At 63.0% G+C, this 14,594-nt stretch carries 22 protein-coding genes; 14 read left to right on the top strand and 8 right to left on the bottom strand.

The features are described 5' to 3' along the window. Nucleotides 1-2: 2 nt before the first annotated feature. Together EO139_RS21345 and EO139_RS01130 are read left to right on the top strand one after the other, a co-directional pair. Nucleotides 3-431, top strand: a complete 429-nt coding sequence (locus EO139_RS21345; protein WP_164739665.1) for a hypothetical protein — start codon at nt 3-5, stop codon at nt 429-431. A gap of 11 nt (nt 432-442) precedes the next feature. Beyond that, nucleotides 443-1,036, top strand: a complete 594-nt coding sequence (locus EO139_RS01130) for a hypothetical protein (RefSeq protein ID WP_126969041.1) — start codon at nt 443-445, stop codon at nt 1,034-1,036. On the opposite strand, the gene EO139_RS01125 is transcribed toward EO139_RS01130, so the two are convergent. From EO139_RS01125 to EO139_RS01095, 7 genes are all read right to left on the bottom strand, one after another. Continuing rightward, nucleotides 1,033-1,674 (bottom strand): hypothetical protein, encoded by a 642-nt coding sequence (locus EO139_RS01125; protein WP_126969040.1) that lies wholly within the window; start codon nt 1,672-1,674, stop codon nt 1,033-1,035. The two genes, EO139_RS01130 and EO139_RS01125, sit on opposite strands and share 4 nt — an antisense overlap. Next, nucleotides 1,671-3,167, bottom strand: a complete 1,497-nt coding sequence (dnaB, locus tag EO139_RS01120) for a replicative DNA helicase (protein ID WP_126969039.1) — start codon at nt 3,165-3,167, stop codon at nt 1,671-1,673. Before dnaB ends, EO139_RS01125 begins: the two co-directional genes overlap by 4 nt. Next, nucleotides 3,164-3,925, bottom strand: coding sequence for a helix-turn-helix domain-containing protein (locus tag EO139_RS21520; RefSeq protein ID WP_206515102.1), 762 nt, complete (start codon nt 3,923-3,925; stop codon nt 3,164-3,166). Before EO139_RS21520 ends, dnaB begins: the two co-directional genes overlap by 4 nt. Then, nucleotides 3,922-4,113, bottom strand: coding sequence for a hypothetical protein (locus tag EO139_RS01110; protein WP_126969038.1), 192 nt, complete (start codon nt 4,111-4,113; stop codon nt 3,922-3,924). The genes EO139_RS21520 and EO139_RS01110 overlap by 4 nt, the downstream gene beginning before the upstream one ends. Then, nucleotides 4,110-4,586 (bottom strand): phage regulatory CII family protein, encoded by a 477-nt coding sequence (locus EO139_RS01105; protein WP_126969037.1) that lies wholly within the window; start codon nt 4,584-4,586, stop codon nt 4,110-4,112. Before EO139_RS01105 ends, EO139_RS01110 begins: the two co-directional genes overlap by 4 nt. Before the next feature lie 379 nt (nt 4,587-4,965). Beyond that, a complete protein-coding gene (locus EO139_RS01100; RefSeq protein ID WP_126969036.1) occupies nt 4,966-5,388 on the bottom strand; it encodes a hypothetical protein in 423 nt (140 codons plus the stop codon). Further along, on the bottom strand, nt 5,378-5,617 hold the full coding sequence (locus tag EO139_RS01095; protein ID WP_126969035.1) for a hypothetical protein: 240 nt from the start codon (nt 5,615-5,617) through the stop codon (nt 5,378-5,380). Before EO139_RS01095 ends, EO139_RS01100 begins: the two co-directional genes overlap by 11 nt. An 83-nt stretch (nt 5,618-5,700) precedes the next feature. Between EO139_RS01095 and EO139_RS01090 the strand changes: the two genes are divergently transcribed. The 12 genes from EO139_RS01090 (at nt 5,701) to EO139_RS01040 (ending at nt 13,506) form a co-directional block, all read left to right on the top strand. After that, nucleotides 5,701-6,375, top strand: a complete 675-nt coding sequence (locus tag EO139_RS01090; RefSeq protein ID WP_126969034.1) for a helix-turn-helix transcriptional regulator — start codon at nt 5,701-5,703, stop codon at nt 6,373-6,375. A gap of 443 nt (nt 6,376-6,818) precedes the next feature. Next, nucleotides 6,819-7,322, top strand: coding sequence for a hypothetical protein (locus tag EO139_RS01085; protein ID WP_126969033.1), 504 nt, complete (start codon nt 6,819-6,821; stop codon nt 7,320-7,322). Between the two features lie 182 nt (nt 7,323-7,504). Next, nucleotides 7,505-7,876, top strand: a complete 372-nt coding sequence (locus EO139_RS01080) for a hypothetical protein (protein ID WP_126969032.1) — start codon at nt 7,505-7,507, stop codon at nt 7,874-7,876. Further along, nucleotides 7,873-8,094 carry a hypothetical protein gene (locus tag EO139_RS01075; protein WP_029828539.1) on the top strand — a complete coding sequence of 74 codons (222 nt, stop codon included), beginning with the start codon at nt 7,873-7,875 and terminating at the stop codon, nt 8,092-8,094. Before EO139_RS01080 ends, EO139_RS01075 begins: the two co-directional genes overlap by 4 nt. A gap of 235 nt (nt 8,095-8,329) precedes the next feature. Continuing rightward, entirely contained in the window at nt 8,330-8,545 is a 216-nt protein-coding gene (locus EO139_RS01070; RefSeq protein ID WP_126969031.1) for a hypothetical protein, read from the top strand. Beyond that, nucleotides 8,545-8,667 carry a hypothetical protein gene (locus EO139_RS21760; protein ID WP_255618410.1) on the top strand — a complete coding sequence of 41 codons (123 nt, stop codon included), beginning with the start codon at nt 8,545-8,547 and terminating at the stop codon, nt 8,665-8,667. Before EO139_RS01070 ends, EO139_RS21760 begins: the two co-directional genes overlap by 1 nt. Further along, nucleotides 8,664-8,924 (top strand): hypothetical protein, encoded by a 261-nt coding sequence (locus tag EO139_RS01065; protein ID WP_126969030.1) that lies wholly within the window; start codon nt 8,664-8,666, stop codon nt 8,922-8,924. Before EO139_RS21760 ends, EO139_RS01065 begins: the two co-directional genes overlap by 4 nt. Before the next feature lie 38 nt (nt 8,925-8,962). Beyond that, nucleotides 8,963-9,562 carry a hypothetical protein gene (locus EO139_RS01060; protein WP_126969029.1) on the top strand — a complete coding sequence of 200 codons (600 nt, stop codon included), beginning with the start codon at nt 8,963-8,965 and terminating at the stop codon, nt 9,560-9,562. After that, nucleotides 9,559-9,837, top strand: coding sequence for a KTSC domain-containing protein (locus EO139_RS01055; RefSeq protein ID WP_126969028.1), 279 nt, complete (start codon nt 9,559-9,561; stop codon nt 9,835-9,837). Before EO139_RS01060 ends, EO139_RS01055 begins: the two co-directional genes overlap by 4 nt. A gap of 638 nt (nt 9,838-10,475) precedes the next feature. After that, nucleotides 10,476-11,327, top strand: a complete 852-nt coding sequence (locus tag EO139_RS01050) for a hypothetical protein (RefSeq protein ID WP_126969027.1) — start codon at nt 10,476-10,478, stop codon at nt 11,325-11,327. Nucleotides 11,328-11,329: 2 nt separating this feature from the next. Further along, on the top strand, nt 11,330-11,743 hold the full coding sequence (locus tag EO139_RS01045; protein ID WP_126969026.1) for a hypothetical protein: 414 nt from the start codon (nt 11,330-11,332) through the stop codon (nt 11,741-11,743). A gap of 2 nt (nt 11,744-11,745) precedes the next feature. Beyond that, nucleotides 11,746-13,506: a hypothetical protein gene (locus EO139_RS01040; RefSeq protein ID WP_126969025.1), complete on the top strand. Its 1,761-nt coding sequence runs from the start codon at nt 11,746-11,748 to the stop codon at nt 13,504-13,506. 289 nt (nt 13,507-13,795) lie between these two features. Here EO139_RS01040 and EO139_RS01035 read toward each other — a convergent pair whose 3' ends face one another. Beyond that, nucleotides 13,796-14,593: a hypothetical protein gene (locus EO139_RS01035; RefSeq protein WP_126969024.1), complete on the bottom strand. Its 798-nt coding sequence runs from the start codon at nt 14,591-14,593 to the stop codon at nt 13,796-13,798. Nucleotide 14,594: the final 1 nt, after the last annotated feature.

The following is a 14,594-nucleotide window of genomic DNA, read 5'->3' as shown; positions in this document are numbered from 1 at the left end:
AGTTGGTCCTGGTAGTCCTGCCAGGCTTCAGTGCCGCGGCCGCCCAGGACGTCGAACGTCCAGGCACGGAACTCGCGGGCGTGGTGCTTGAAACTTGGTCCGAAGACCTCGCGCATGCGGTCGCGGGTCATGCCGGGCATCTGGTCGCCGTCGTGGTGCCAGGCGCCGAGCGCGACGACTGCGTGCTGGCCGATCTGCTTCTGGCCGTGCAGGTCGCCGAGGTTGCGGTGGTGAATCTGGGTGTGGCCGCACTGGATGGCGCGCTGGAGGCCAGCAGCGATGCGCCAGCGGCAGACGACGCAGCCGAGTGCACGCGCGGCGTCCTGGTAGGCCTGCTCGGTTCGGGTAGCGGGCTTGATCGCACGGCGCATCAGCAGTCACGACAGTTGTGCGGCATGGAACGTCCGGGCATGCTGCGCAAAAAAGATTGAGGCACCATCGAATGGCATCCCGAGAGCTGTGCTTCCCCGCGATTTGGACATTCTGCGAACGGCCTGAGGCCTGGGCAGTCTGGGCCGCAATAATCCAGGCCATCCTCTCTGCAGCCGCTATTTTTTTCGCGGTTCGGATTGCTACAACCCAAGAGCGCCGAAATCTCAGCAGAAAAGCGGATGTCCTCGTTCATCTCATTGATCACGCTGAGGCAACCGCGGCCGCAGTGCTTAACGCTGGCCGCGATGGGTTCATCCAGGCTCGATCGCTTGCCGCAGCAGCCGGACAAAAATTTGGTCAGATCGGGCAGGCACTCGATAGTGTCCAACTCCAGGACCTGCCGGATTACCGACTTTTGGCACCAATCCAAACCACCGCTCGAACATGTCATCACCTCAATCGGGAGATGCAGAAAATCTCTGCTATGTCGACAACTCCTGAACCGACATCCGACTATCTCCACGCCGTTCGTCGTGCTAGGCCAGAACTTGAAAAGTTCTACGACGAGGCTGCGGAAGTTGCGAATGAACTCGTTGTACGCAGCCCAAAACAGTGGTTCTACTGGGCCTTTATGAAGCTCGGCTGGAGCGGGAGCGATCACTAGGCAGCCCTCATTGATTCTGTGCGCTGGACTCTCTGCCCCTGCGCCATCAACCAGAACTCGCCGACCACCTCGTCAAGCATTACGTGCGCATACGCCGCGCCGATATGGCGAGTGATGCCTTCGAACAGCCGCCGGAACTCGTCCTCTTCCATCGAATCGAACGCCAGCGACCGCGCGACGGTGACGGGGATCGTTTCGATCCTCGGCAGGACCTCGCGCAGCAGCTTCGCGGCACCAGGACCGAAGGCTGCATCTGACGCGGCAAGCACTGCGGCGACAACCGGCGTGGCGTCCATGTCGATCTGCTCGCAGCAGACGTTCGCTTCGCGCTGCAACTGCTTGATCGCCTCGTGGCTGTCCAGACCTTCCCAGCCTTCGACGTTCTCGACCATCAGCTGGCCGATCTTGTGCAGTAGCCGGTGGCGCCAAGCGTCGCGCGGCGCCTTGATTTCCAACCGGACCTCCTGCCCGCGCCGATAGCCGCGCTGCTTCATCAGCTCGCGGTCGACCGGGTGCTCGGCGAGCATGGCCAGCCTCTCCTCGCCGGTGTCCATCACCACCACGCGCTCGATCAGCGCATAGATGGGGCGCGATGCGCGCTTGGCGCGGATCTTCTTCGCTGCTGCGGTCATGGTCATGCGTCGACGTCCTGCCGCTGTGCGCGGGGCTTGAGACTGCGGTAGCCGCGTGCGCGTGGCGCCGGCTTGCCGTCGTCGCTCTCGATCGGCGCCGGCTCCCAGTACTCGGGCAGGTTCTGGAACTTGAAGCGCTCGGGCATGTAGAGCGCGCGCACCTCGCCAGGCGGTCCACTGCGCTGCAGCGGAACCAGCAGCTCGGCCGTGCCCTTCCAGCGGCTGTCGCGGTGGTACACCTCGTCGCGGTAGATAAAGATCACCGCATCGGCGTCCTGCTCGATCGATCCGGAGTCGCGCAGATCGGCAGGCTGCGGGCGCTTGTCCGGGCGGTCCTCCAGCTTGCGATTGAGCTGCGACAGCAATAGCACCGGCACGCCCAGCTCACCGGCCAGCAGCTTCAGCCCGCGGCTGATATCGCCGACGCCATTGGCGCGGTTGTCGCCCTGGATCTCCATCAGCTGCAGGTAGTCGATAACGATCAGCCCCAGCGGCTTGCGGGCGTGCTGCCGGCGTGCCTGCGAGCTGACGTGCTCGACGCGTGCGCGGCGCGGCCGGCTGACGAAGATGTCCGCCGCGCGCAGCTTGCGCATCGCGCTGGTGACGTTGGTCCAGTCCACGTCGTCCAGATCGCCGGAACGGATCCGGTTGCCGTCGATGCCGCCGACTGACGCCAGCATGCGGTCGCCGAGCTCCTCGGCCTGCATCTCGAAGCTGAAGACCGCGACCGCCTTGCGCAAGTGCAGTGCGACGTGCTCGGCGATGTTCTGGGCCAGCGTGGTTTTGCCCATCTTCGGGCGTGCCGCCAGCACGTACAGGCCACCTGGCTTCAGCCCGCCGAGCAGGTCATCGAGGCCATCGATGCTGGTGGTGATGCCGTGGATGCCGCCGCCGTCGCGTGAGCGCTCGCCCAGGCGCTCGAACACCCGATCCATGACCGGCGCCACCGCTTCGAGTTCGCAAGGCTGGCTGTCCATCAGCGAGCCGATGCGCGACTGCGCGGAGCCGATCAGCTCGATGCTGCTTTGCCCCTCCGGGTTGAAGCCAGCGTTGGCGATATCGGTGCCGACCTGGATCAGGCGGCGCAACCGCGCCTTATCCGCGACGATCTCCGCGTATGCGCGGATGTTGGCCGCCGACGGTGTCGTGTTGGCGAGCTCGATCAGATACGCGCCCTCGCCCACCTGGTCGAGCAGCCCCTGGGCCTCGAACCAATCGCCCAGCGTTACCACGTCAAAGGGGCGCCGCGGCTGTGCAACGGCCATCTCGCGAATGGCGCGAAAGATCAGCCCATGGTCACGGCGGTAGAAGCAGCCCTCCTCCACCAGGTCGGCAATGTCGTCCCAGGCCCGGTTGACCAGCATCAGCCCGCCGAGCACAGCCTGCTCGGCTTCCACGCTGTGCGGCGGCACGCGCAGCTGCTGGAGCTGATCAGCGCGGTCGCCGCGCTCTGCGCCGTATTCGGCGGCCATGCGCTCGATGTCGTCGTGCATGCTCATGCGGCCACCTGCCCTGCTTGCGCCTCAGCGTCGCGCACACGGCGGTATTGCTCGCCGATGGTGGTCAGCGTGTAGCCGGTCGCCGGGTGCAGGAACCAGATCTTCTGCCAGTTGCCGCGCACCGCGTTGCGGAAGACTGCGCGCCAATCGGTATAGCGCTTTGCTGCACCGCTGTAGCGGTCGGCGAACGACAGCCAGGCCAGCTCGATGAACTCCTCGGGGATAGCCGCCTTCTCCGCCCAGCTGAACACCGGGTCGTCAGCACAAATTGCGTCCTCGTCACCGAGCGATGCATTCCAGCTGTCGAAGGTCAACAGGCGGTTCTTCGGCGAAGCGCTGGCGGGTGCTTCGCTGTTGTTGCTTTTAGGTTCTTTACGGTTAGACCGCAGCTGCTGCGGGGGTGACTGCGGCATTTGCGGTGGTTTGTGCAAATTTTGCGGGGGTTCCCCCGCAGCTGCTGCGGGGGTGCAGCCACTGCGGGGGTGCAGCTGCTGCGGTGGTTGGTAGGCGTCCGGAGTGATGACGTACCGGGTGTGTCGGCCGTTCGCGCGGTCAGCGGTGACCAGGCCAGCCGACTCAAGCCAGCGGATGGCGCCGTGCACTGTTCGCTCGCTCAGACAGGTGCGCTCGCAAATGGTCGGAATCGACGGCCAGCAGTGGCCCTGGTCGTTCGCGTTGTCGGCAAGCGAGATGAGCACCGCCTTGGGCGACGGCGGCATGGTCATCGGCCAGCACTGGGACATGATCAGCGTGCTCATGCCAGGCGCCCTGCCCGCTCCATGCGCTTCACCTGGCCGGTGCTGCGGCTTTCGCATTCGCGCTTCATGTCGAGCCAATAGGCGCGCGCCAGGTTCGGCTTGCCGGCCTGGGTAGCCGCGCGCATGGCAGAGGCGATCCGCCGGATGCGGCGCTCCCGACGCCAGTCTTCGAGTAGCTGAAGGATCATGCCGCGGCCCTCTGGTTCGCCGCCGACCAGGCCTGCTGCGCTACCTCGGCCACCATGGCCTGCAGGTCACCGCACAGTTCGGCGATGCCTTTAGCCTCGTTCGGGGTGATGCGCCCGTCTTCCATGGCCTTGCAGATGAGCGCGGACAACATGCCCTTGAGCGACGACGCCTTGAGCATTGCTGCGATGACATCGCCTGCGACGGGTGAGTCGGCCCGCTGGACGATGAAGTCGTGCTCTGCGGCTAGCGCGTGCAGGATCCGGAAGTCGGCCGTCAGCCCCATGATCTCGCTGGCTTCGGCCAGGGTCAGGTGGTGCGTGCGCGTGTTCGGGTTGACCTTGCTGCGCAGAACGGCCGCAGACATCGGCTTCTCTTCGCCGCGGTCGTTGGTGGAGATGAGGCGGGTGGCCAGCGCCACGCTGCCACCTGGATAGTCGAGAACGGTTTTATGTGCTGCGTCAGCGATGTTCACGGGCGGGATACCTGAACGTGGTTTAGGACACCTGCCCTGGCCAGGATGTGCGCCATGGACGCACTACAGAAACGGCTCAGAGCAGCGAGGAAACGGGCGCCGAATGTCACAACGATCATTCGGTGGAAGGGCAGCGTCTTCGCGCTGCGGTGGGTCAACGAACGGATGGACGTTCGGCTGCTACGGAAGGTTTGAGACATGAAGCGAAGAGGCGTCGCCCCCCTTGCGGTAGGCTGCTGTTTCCACACGAGCAGCCCGCAAGGAGGGCGACATGGAAGAGGTCAAAACGACGTCTCATCCGTTGGAAATCGGGAAGGCGTACAACATCAACAACCACCATCCGATCGCAGTTGTGGTGCGTTTGACCTGCGAGCGAGGCTCAACCATCCGGGTTGTCCTCCCTCCCACCGGTACGGTCACGGTCGTCAGCCAGGGGGACATCACCAAATTCGATGTCGACATCGTTGGAGGCGATCCCCTCGGCCCCCGCGCGCTCGACTAAATCGACGTGGGTGGTCCCGTCGGCTGCTGTGTGCCGGCGGACTTCTACGCCCTCGGGCAGCGAGAAGTTGATGTCCGTGCCCCCAAGGAACCGGGTGCACACGGCACGGCCGCTGCACGGATCTACGGCTACCGTGAACCGGCTCCGGAGTACTGAATTGATGCGGCCGGCGACAGCGATGTCGTGCGCCACCGTCGAAATGATCACTTCTTGGAGCGACGGGCGCGCCGACTCTGCGCGGCTGGGCTTGTTGAGCCAGTCGCGCACCCGCAGGCGCGGATTGAAGCGGTCAGGCAGCATCGGCCACCTCCCCTTCGGGGTTGGCTGGCGGCCAGATGTCGGGCCGCAATTCGGTCAGGGAGACGGCCCCCTGGCTCTGAACGTGCAGCTGGCGCACCAGGCCGCCATCGAAGCGCTGGCCTTTGCTCATCGCCTTGCGGAGATAGCCAATGGAAGTGCCAGCGCGAACGGCGTAGTCGGCCTGCTCGGCTGGGGTCAAGGTCGTGAGGTAGCTGCGCAAAGTGTCCATGCGCAAACAATACCCTTGGGTAATCTTCAAATCAATACCCGCAGGGAATTTACTTATAGGTAAGTGACGGCTGCAATAGGCGCATGGACAAATACGAAACGCGTCGCCTCGCCCTCAAGGCCTTCATCGACTCACTGGGCCGTGGCGGAACAGCTCAGGTGGCATCGCGTATCGGCAAAGATGCGAGCTACGTGTCTCGCATGCTCTACGACGAAGGGAAGCCAGGAAGGAAGCGCATCGGCGAAGACACCCTTGAAGCCCTAGCCAGGGCGTATCCGGAAAAATTCGGCTCGTCGATTTCTGTCTCACCAGTCCCAGCGACTGAGACAGGTAGAGATTACGTTCGTGTCCAACACTTGGACGCAGAGGCAAGCATGGGCGAAGGACGCATCAACGACGACTATCCTGAAGTGATCCGCTCTATGGATTTCGAGCCAGCCTACATCCGCTCGGTCGTGGGATTCGTACCTCCGCCTGGCCGCTTGATTCTGATCACTGGTCGAGGGGATTCAATGATTCCGGTAATCCAGCCGGGTGAGTCGCTGATCGTTGACACAGGGGTCGAGGCGTTCGACGGTGACGGTATCTACCTCATCAACACCGGGAACGGGCAGCAGATCAAGGCACTTCAAGATAGAGGTGATGCCATATACGTCGTCAGCGCCAATGCCGGACTCTACCCCGCTTTCCCTCTTCCCGCTCATGCTCTGGTAGCCGGCAAGGTTTACCTGCGCAACCGCATTGATCGTTTGAACTAGGGGTGCAAGAGATGAAGCACTCATGGGTAACCGTCGCCCTGCTATCAATGCTGCCTTTACATGTAGCAGCAGAGGATCAACCTCCTGCGCGGACCTTTTTACAGGAGGTCAACGGCTCTTTTGTGAGCTGCCCCCGATTGCTGGGGGAAGATGAGCTCAGCCGGCGTCTGTATGGCCGAGCGGCTCCAAGCAATACAGAAGCAGTTGGCGACTGCGCAAACGAGGGGCGTGCGCGCTTACGTCAAGCCTATGACGCGTATGTCGCTTCCAACCCAGACGCTGAGGCCAAGTCCTCTGCAAAGAGCCTGTACGCGGCATCCCTCGCTTACGGCGAGGCGATCATCAAAGCCACATCTAGGCGCGACTTGGACAACGGCATTGCACAGGCGGAGCTGAGTAAGGCTAGGTCGATTTTCATCATCGACGCTGGGTTGTAGTCGGCCGTGGCGGGTACAGACGAAGCGTTTCAAACAGCGCTTATCGAAGTGCAGCAGCTGACAGCTTTTTTGAACAAGAAGCCCTTGGTTCCATTCGAGGTAAGTCTTGCGCTATCGCGGGAATACTCCCGATCAATGTGGGACAAGGTGCTTAATACGGGCTGCACCTCCGGCAAAGCATCGCGAACGCCGGGGACTGCAATGGTGGCCGGGGATCACGCGGACTTTGTTTCCTATATGCGGTCAATTTCGGATGACCTTGCGACGCAAATAGAGATCGTGAGGGAAGGCGTTGAGCATTATTTCGAGAATGGCGAATCTCCGGCGCCAGCGTATGCGTTGCGCGTGGGGGTGATCCTGCGAAAGCGCAGGCTTTACAGAATAGAGGCTGACTTCCTGGAGGCGTTCGCGGCGCACTTTAGCCGGGAGCGCAGTGGCAGAACAGAGATGCAGATCGCCGCGAGGGCGATCAAGGCAAGAGCGCTAGCGACGCGGGTCGAAGCGGGATAGCCCCTCCTCGAAGCCTTCCTGATTACCTAGACCAAGCCGCTGCCCCCGTGCAACGGCCATTGTCGTATGCATGCCGAAAATACTTACCCGCGGGTATTGACACTAAAGATACCTATGGGTAACGTACATCCATCGCAACGAAACACCCGGATCCCGCCGGGGACGTGCGACGGAGAACGCAGATGTCCAGCACCCGCTGCCACCCGTACCACCCGCAATGCGGCTGCGCCACCTGCAGCCGGCATGAGCTGTCGGACGAGCGCGCCGACGTCTTGGCCGGTGCCCTGCACCGCTCTGGCTTCGTTCTGAGCGAAGCGCTGGGCGAGCTGACGACCGAGCAGCTGGCTCTGATTGCCGGCCACCTCGCGGACGGCAACGATGCCGGCGCGGCAGAGATCCTGCGCAACGCCGTCGGCGACTACCTGTCGCAGCTGATCAGCGACCGCATGGACGACGTGGACTGCTCGCGCATCGAGGCGGTGCAGCACTACCTGACGGTGTACGAAGCCAAGCCGGCGCCGGTAGCCGTGATGCCGTGGCGGATGGCGGCATGAAGACCATCCCGCAGTGCGGCCCGAACGGCATTTGGGATCACCTCGGCTATTCGATCAACCGGTGTGCGCGTGGCGGCCGAACCATCACGCGCCCGGACGGATCGGTGGTCGACACCATCACGCGAGCACATGAGCGCGAGGACGGTTATGCGCGCGAGCTGCGTGCTGGGAAAGCCGAGCTGGCTTCTCATGGCTTCGAGATGGAGGCAGAGGCATGAGCGCCCCTGTCGATGTGCTGGCGGTGATTCGTCGGTTTGACATTGCGCACCACACCGCGCTGTGCGCATACCCCACACCGGCCGAGTGCGTAGTGGCCCACGCTGCCGTAGCCGAGCTGATCGAGGCAGCGTCAGGGATTGAGGGGCTTGCGCGCTTGCGAGCCGCCCCGCTCCGGGATTACCGAGCCGCGGTTGATCGGCTTACCACCGCCCTGGCCCGCGTAGGCGGTGCCGCATGAGCGCCGTCATCCCCTTCCCTGTTTCTGCCCGCGGCGCCGACTTGGTCCGCGCCATCGCCACGGAGCGCGGCTACGGCCCGGTGGTTGCCGGTCAGCTGGCGCGGACCTTCCGACCCGACAACTTGCGCCCTTTGCGGGTGCAGGCATCGCAGCACGTGCGCGAGCCTGACGAGTCGGCGACCGCGTTCGGCGACGGCCCGGAGGCTGCGTGATGGACAAGATGGACGAGAAGGAATTTCAACGCCACATGCTGCGCGAGGACGTGCCGTTCGCCCTGATCTGCATGGCCGTGGGCGCTGTGCTGACGCTGCTCGCCCAGGCGGTGTTCTCGTGACGGGCCGCCACTACTACCGCTTTCTGTTCCTGGTCGAGTCGATTCTATTTCTGGCCGCGCTGGCGATCTTTACTTACGAGCAGAGCGCGCACCAGATCTGCTCTGCCCTGCTGGTTGTCGTCTTCGTGCTGTCGCTGCACGTGCCGCAGAGCTTGCGGAACGCCCGTGCCCGAGCACGTGCACACCGCGCCCAGCCGCAGCCGGCCACCGACATCACGACTGATTTCCCGGAACAGCCGCGCCGCGGTATCCGCTGATCCCCGCCGGTACGCCGGCACCACCGACGAGGTACCCCATGTTTCATCTGGAATCCAACGACGCCGAGTACTCGCATCTGAATCTCCGCAAGGAGAAGCACGGCGAGGACAAGGTCCCGGCTGCAACTCTCACTTTCAAGCTCGGCGCGAGCGCGCTGATCCTGGACAGCATCGACCCGAAGCTGCGCCCCTCGTTCTATGAGAAGCCGGGGAAAGGCGCGCAGCAGGCACTTGCCATTGACGGCAACGACCTCACGGCCTTGAAGCTGCCCTACCTGAAGCCACAGAAAATCGGCCTCAAGGCAAAGGGCTACGAACTGACCATCGCGTCGCTGCTCGAGCACATCGAACCGCTGTTCTTCGCTGATAGCGAGTTGGTGCTGGAAACGGTGGGCTTCATTGAAGGCGGAAGCTGTGAGTTGGTGATCAAAGTCAACACGACTATCGAAAGCGAGGACTACCAGCCCCTTCTTGAGGCATGGGACCGCGAACAGGTGGTGTTGACGTTGACGCCGCCCAAGCGCGCCGCGCAACAGTCGGACCTCACCGAGGGCGACACGCTGGACGACCAAGACTCGGCAGATGCCGCCGCCGAACTCGCACGCCTGGCCGAAGCCGGCCAGAAGGCTGCCGCGTGAGCGCGCCTGCCCGCATTCCGCTGATTGATGTCGAGAGCCGCCAGATCGCGGCAATCGGCCACGACGCCGCCAGCCAGACGTTGGCCGTGCGCTTCAAGAGCTGGAAGGGCGAGATCACCTCGCTCTACCACTACGACAACGTCACCGCCGAGGACTACGCCGCGCTGCAGGCGGCCGAGTCGAAGGGTGGCCACTTCAACAAGGTGATCAAGGCCGACCCGGTGCGCTGGCCCTACCGCAAGGTCGAAGACCGCCCGCTCGCCGACGCGGCCTGATCCCGAACCCTGATCCGTGGCAGGTGTCCACGGACGCGATCGCACCGCGCATTGACCCTCGAAGGTCAGACGTTAAAGGCAGGAAGGGAACCGCCCGCACCGCCGATACGTGCGCAAGAAGGAGCGGGAGGCGAAAGCCTATGCAGTCGGGAAAGACCGGCCGTCCGGAAGCCCTTGGGTAGTTTCGTTGGACGTAAAAGCACAGCAAGGGACACGGTTGGCAAGGCGCTATAGGCCTTGTTTTCCCTGGACAACACGGCGGTGAGAGTCCCGCGCCGGAGACGTACCCGGCACCTATCCATCGCGGAGCGGCTTGCGATCAACGAGCGTCCATGTCTTGCGTATCGAAGACCAGGCCGCTCCGCAATGGAGGGAATGCGCAGGCTGATGCGCAGCTACGGTCCGCCTGATTTGCCCCCGGCAACAGATTGAGCCGGGCCACTGCCGAAAGGGTGACGTCCCTCCGGTCAGGACCAAGAAAACACTGCAGGCAAGTCGGAGATCAGCACCGGCCCCTCCACCACACACCGACGCGTAGGGCGCGAGCGAGCCCAGCGTGGCCCCGGCTTGACGGGGCACCTCATTCATCGCCAGCCGGCGGCGCCCATGCCGGCACCTCTTCAACCCAAGGACCGCCCATGAACGCAGTCGCCACCATTCCACAGCAGCAGGGCACGCAGATTGCCCAGCCGCGCCAGCAGTTCGACCTCAGCCCGCAGACGTTCGAGCAGGCGCTGACCTTCGCCGATTACCTAGCCGATAGCGACCTGGTCCCGAAGGACTTCAAGGGCAAACCCGCGAATTGCCTCATCGCCATGCAATGGGGCGCGGAGCTGGGTTTGAAGGCGCTCCAGGCGATCCAGAACATCGCCATCATCAATGGACGCCCAGCGTTGTGGGGTGACTCGGTCCTTGCGATCGTGAGGGCGTCGCATTTGTGCGAGTACGTCACTGAAACCGACAACGGCGACACCGCGACCTGCCGTGTGAAGCGCAAGGGCGAAGCAGAGGAGGTTCGCACCTTCAGCATGGCCGACGCGAAGACGGCGGGACTGCTCGGCAAGGCCGGCCCATGGACGCAGTACCCGAAGCGCATGCGTCAGATGCGTGCACGCGCCTTCGCCTTGCGCGACGTCTTCACCGACGTGCTGCGCGGCATTGCGATTGCCGAGGAGATCATGGACTTCCAGCCCGTGATCGCTGCCGCTAGTGAGCAGGGCCGAGCGGCGATCGAGGGCCAAGCCGACAAGCAGCTGCCGGCGTATTCGGAAGCTGACTTCGCAGCGAACCTGCCGAAGTGGTGGGACATCATCGCCAGCGGCAAGAAGAGCGCCGATGACCTCATCACGATGCTGCAGACCAAAGCGACCTTCACTGCCGAGCAGCTGAAGGAAATCCGCAATCCGCCAACTGATGTGGATGAGGGCGACTCGCAGAACGACGTCCAGGCCGCTGCTGGCGGCATCACCCAGACCGCAGTGGAGCGCTAATCATGGCAGAGAACATGCAATTCCCGATTCCGAACAGTGTGCTTGAGCCATACATCAAGCAGGCGGTCAGCACAGCGATTACGGCTGCGCTCGGCGACGGTGCAAAGCTCGTTCAGATGGCTGTGCAGCAAGCGCTCTCTCAGAAGGTCAATTCCGAGGGCAAGGTCGATTCCTACAACTCCTACAACACCCACCAGTTGGTTGAGGTAATCGCCCGCAACAAGATCCAGGAGATCACGCGCGACGTTGTAGGGGAAATGGCTGAAGGCATGCGCCCAAAGATCAAGGAAGCCATCGAGAAGCAGCTGAAAACCAAGCACACGGCGATAGCACAGGTGTTGGTGGACAGCCTCATTGGCAGCCTCGCGTCCAAGTGGAACGTGAGCGTCGCGATCGAAGCACCGAAGGAGCGCTGAGCATGAAGACCGTCAACCTGATCCAAGGCACGCCGGAATGGCATGCCCATCGCGCTCTCCACCTCAACGCCAGTGAGGCGCCAGTGATGCTGGGCGAGTTCCCATCCGTCACCCGTAGCGAGTTGCTGAAGGTCCGCTCGACCGGCATTGAATCGGAGATCAGCTGGTTCCTGCAGCAGATCTTCGACGACGGCCATCGCTTTGAGGCGCTCGCGCGTCCGCTTGCAGAAGCGATTGTCGGCGAAGACCTGTACCCGTGCGTCGGCGTGGATGGAAAGCTGTCTGCGTCGTTCGACGGCCTGACATTGCTTGGCGATGTGCTGTTTGAGCACAAGATGTTGAACGCCACGCTGCGCGCGTGCATGACCGACGGCTGCACCGGCACCGATCTGCCGCTCTATCACCAGATCCAGATGGAACAGCAGCTGATGGTATCCGGTGGCGAACGTGTGCTGTTCATGGCATCGGAGTGGGACGCGGACGGCAACCTCATTGAAGAACGCCACTGCTGGTACGTGCCCGACCTTGAACTGCGTGAGCGCATCGTGGCTGGCTGGGAGCAATTCGAGCGGGATGTCTGCGGCTATGAGGACAAGCCGCTGCCGGCACCTGTCGTCGGCCGTGCCCCGCAGCATCTTCCGGCCCTGCATATCGCGGTCACCGGCATGGTCACGGCATCCAATCTGGCCGAGTTCCGTGCATCGGCAATGTCTGTCCTCTCCCGCATCAACCGCGAACTGCAGACGGATGAGGATTTCGCCGACGCCGAGCAGACGGTGAAGTGGTGCAAGGGAGTCGAGGAGCGGCTGGAGGCAACGAAGCAGCAGATCCTGGGTCAGACCGCCGACATCGACGCGGTGTTCCGGACGATGGACGACGTCGCGGCCGAAGCGCGCCGCGTGCGCCTGGAGCTGGACAAGTTGGTGAAGGTCGAGAAGGACAACCGCCGCACGCAGATCGTCGCGAATGGCGTGCAGTCGGTGCGGGATCACTACGCGTCCATAAACGCAGGGCTCGACGCGCATGCGCTGACGGTACCTGCGTCGCTGCAGGCCGACATCGGGGCGGTGATCAAGGGCAAGAAGTCGATCAGCAGCATGCAGGATGCCGTCGGCACCGCTGCAGCCAACGCCAAGATCGCCGCCAGCCAGCAGGCCGAGCGCGTGCGCGCCAACGTGCGCGTGCTGGAGATGGAGATGGGCACCTTCGCCGGCCTGTTCCATGACCGCGTGCAGTTGTGCGCCACGAAGTCGCCGGAGGATCTTCGCAACCTGATTACCGCGCGCATCACGGAACAGAAGCGCGTGGATGAGCAGCGGCTGGAAGCGCAGCGCGAGAAGATCCGTCAGGAAGAAGCCGACAAGCTGGCACGCGAGCAGCGGGAACGTGAGGACGCACAACGTCGCGCCGATGCTCCGGCCGAAGCAGCACGTGTCGCCGCTGTTCCCCCGCCGGCGGCCATGTCGAAGCCAGCGCCGGTTGCGGCGGCTCCTGCTGCCCTCTCCCCCGCTCTGTCGCAGGCGGTGAAGTCGTCGGCTGCGCCAGCGCCGGCCCAGGTCGTGCGCATCAAGCTCGGCGACATCAACGCCAAGATCGCGCCGCTGACGATCACCGCCGATGGACTGGCGCAGCTGGGCTTCCTGCCGCTGACCATCGAGCGTGCCTCGAAGCTGTACGACGCCGCGCAGCTGCCGGCGATGTTCACCGCTATGCAGCAGGTGTTCGCGCGTGCCGCCAACAACAGCTATCAGCAGGCCGCCTGATGTCGCGCGTCTGCACCAGCTGCGAGAGGTCGCTCAGCGAGTCGGCGTTTCCGACTCAGAACGGCCGTGTGGTCAACGTCTGCTTGCTCTGCCGGAACGACATCAAGCGGGCGCAAACACGGTTCGCACCGATCCGGCGTGATCCCGAGCAGATCCATCTCAACAACGTCGCTGCGCTGTGGCATGGCCCGGTGCGGCGCACTCACCTGCTGAGGAATGCGGCTTGAATTTTCCGCACACACGCTCTGCGCAAAAGTATCCAACGAGCAGCTACCAAAGCGGTCAGACACTAATCCTTTTCGTTATATTTTCTTCCGCGATCTGCACGTGCACGATTAAGCAATTCAAAGTGCACATTTATTTGATGCGGGAGGGGCTCAGCCACGATCCCAGTAACGGATGGATGGCCTTCGTAATACACCGCGAGTCGGTTAATCAGCGACTCGATTGCGTCCAGAAGCTCGAAACCGAATTGGCTACGCGATTCCGCTGCCCGCATCCGTTGGACGCGACCCATTGCGGAAATCTCTTCGGCGTTGATGCCCGGTCCGCTGTTGTAAAAATCCCAGGACGCGAGCACGCCGAGAATCGCAAAAGCATCCTCGTCGGAAAAGCCTTCAAGCCGGCCGGAAAAAGACGTGAGAAGTCGCAAATCAGGGAATGGCTTTTCGCTTGCAAAGAACTGCATATCAATAGGCGTGGCGTCGCCAAACCGAGCGGGTTCCCAGTTTATGAGGGCAACAATCAAATGACGTCTTGCATAGCTCAGTTCACGCGTGAATGCGTGAGCAAGCCTGATGGCCCGCTGCTCCTCCATCTCGCGAGCCTGCCGATCCTGAGCTGCTTGCACTTGAAGAGCAGTTTCCCGCTCACTTGCTGCAGCATCACGTGCCACACCAATCTGCTCGTCAGCAATCCACAAGGCGGCTACCACCGCGACCGTAGTCGCGATTGCAGACGCCCATCCTGCGGCCTCCTGAGACCAGAGCTTAGGCACACCAACGATTGCTGCGGTCGCAGTGGCCCCGAAGCCAGCAGCGATGAGACACAACGGCACGGGCCGCTTAAGCGAGATGCCCTTCAGCATG

The organism is Xanthomonas sp. BRIP62411, from assembly GCF_003993525.1.
GTDB lineage: Bacteria > Pseudomonadota > Gammaproteobacteria > Xanthomonadales > Xanthomonadaceae > Xanthomonas > Xanthomonas euroxanthea.
This window is presented reverse-complemented; position numbering and strand designations above follow the sequence as displayed.

What these genes read in the sequence shown, in the direction of transcription:
- EO139_RS01050 (WP_126969027.1), top strand. Translation starts at nt 10,476, where the DNA reads ATGAACGCAGTCGCCACCATTCCACAGCAGCAGGGCACGCAGATTGCC.
- EO139_RS01100 (WP_126969036.1), bottom strand. Translation starts at nt 5,388, where the DNA reads ATGCTGCCTGACCGCTTCAATCCGCGCCTGCGGGTGCGCGACTGGCTC.
- EO139_RS21760 (WP_255618410.1), top strand. Translation starts at nt 8,545, where the DNA reads ATGGACAAGATGGACGAGAAGGAATTTCAACGCCACATGCTGCGCGAG.
- EO139_RS01070 (WP_126969031.1), top strand. Translation starts at nt 8,330, where the DNA reads ATGAGCGCCGTCATCCCCTTCCCTGTTTCTGCCCGCGGCGCCGACTTG.
- EO139_RS01060 (WP_126969029.1), top strand. Translation starts at nt 8,963, where the DNA reads ATGTTTCATCTGGAATCCAACGACGCCGAGTACTCGCATCTGAATCTC.
- EO139_RS01040 (WP_126969025.1), top strand. Translation starts at nt 11,746, where the DNA reads ATGAAGACCGTCAACCTGATCCAAGGCACGCCGGAATGGCATGCCCAT.
- EO139_RS21520 (WP_206515102.1), bottom strand. Translation starts at nt 3,925, where the DNA reads ATGAGCACGCTGATCATGTCCCAGTGCTGGCCGATGACCATGCCGCCG.
- EO139_RS01125 (WP_126969040.1), bottom strand. Translation starts at nt 1,674, where the DNA reads ATGACCATGACCGCAGCAGCGAAGAAGATCCGCGCCAAGCGCGCATCG.
- EO139_RS01130 (WP_126969041.1), top strand. Translation starts at nt 443, where the DNA reads ATGGCATCCCGAGAGCTGTGCTTCCCCGCGATTTGGACATTCTGCGAA.
- EO139_RS01080 (WP_126969032.1), top strand. Translation starts at nt 7,505, where the DNA reads ATGTCCAGCACCCGCTGCCACCCGTACCACCCGCAATGCGGCTGCGCC.
- EO139_RS01075 (WP_029828539.1), top strand. Translation starts at nt 7,873, where the DNA reads ATGAAGACCATCCCGCAGTGCGGCCCGAACGGCATTTGGGATCACCTC.
- EO139_RS01110 (WP_126969038.1), bottom strand. Translation starts at nt 4,113, where the DNA reads ATGATCCTTCAGCTACTCGAAGACTGGCGTCGGGAGCGCCGCATCCGG.
- EO139_RS01045 (WP_126969026.1), top strand. Translation starts at nt 11,330, where the DNA reads ATGGCAGAGAACATGCAATTCCCGATTCCGAACAGTGTGCTTGAGCCA.
- EO139_RS01090 (WP_126969034.1), top strand. Translation starts at nt 5,701, where the DNA reads ATGGACAAATACGAAACGCGTCGCCTCGCCCTCAAGGCCTTCATCGAC.
- dnaB (WP_126969039.1), bottom strand. Translation starts at nt 3,167, where the DNA reads ATGAGCATGCACGACGACATCGAGCGCATGGCCGCCGAATACGGCGCA.
- EO139_RS01035 (WP_126969024.1), bottom strand. Translation starts at nt 14,593, where the DNA reads ATGCTGAAGGGCATCTCGCTTAAGCGGCCCGTGCCGTTGTGTCTCATC.
- EO139_RS01095 (WP_126969035.1), bottom strand. Translation starts at nt 5,617, where the DNA reads ATGGACACTTTGCGCAGCTACCTCACGACCTTGACCCCAGCCGAGCAG.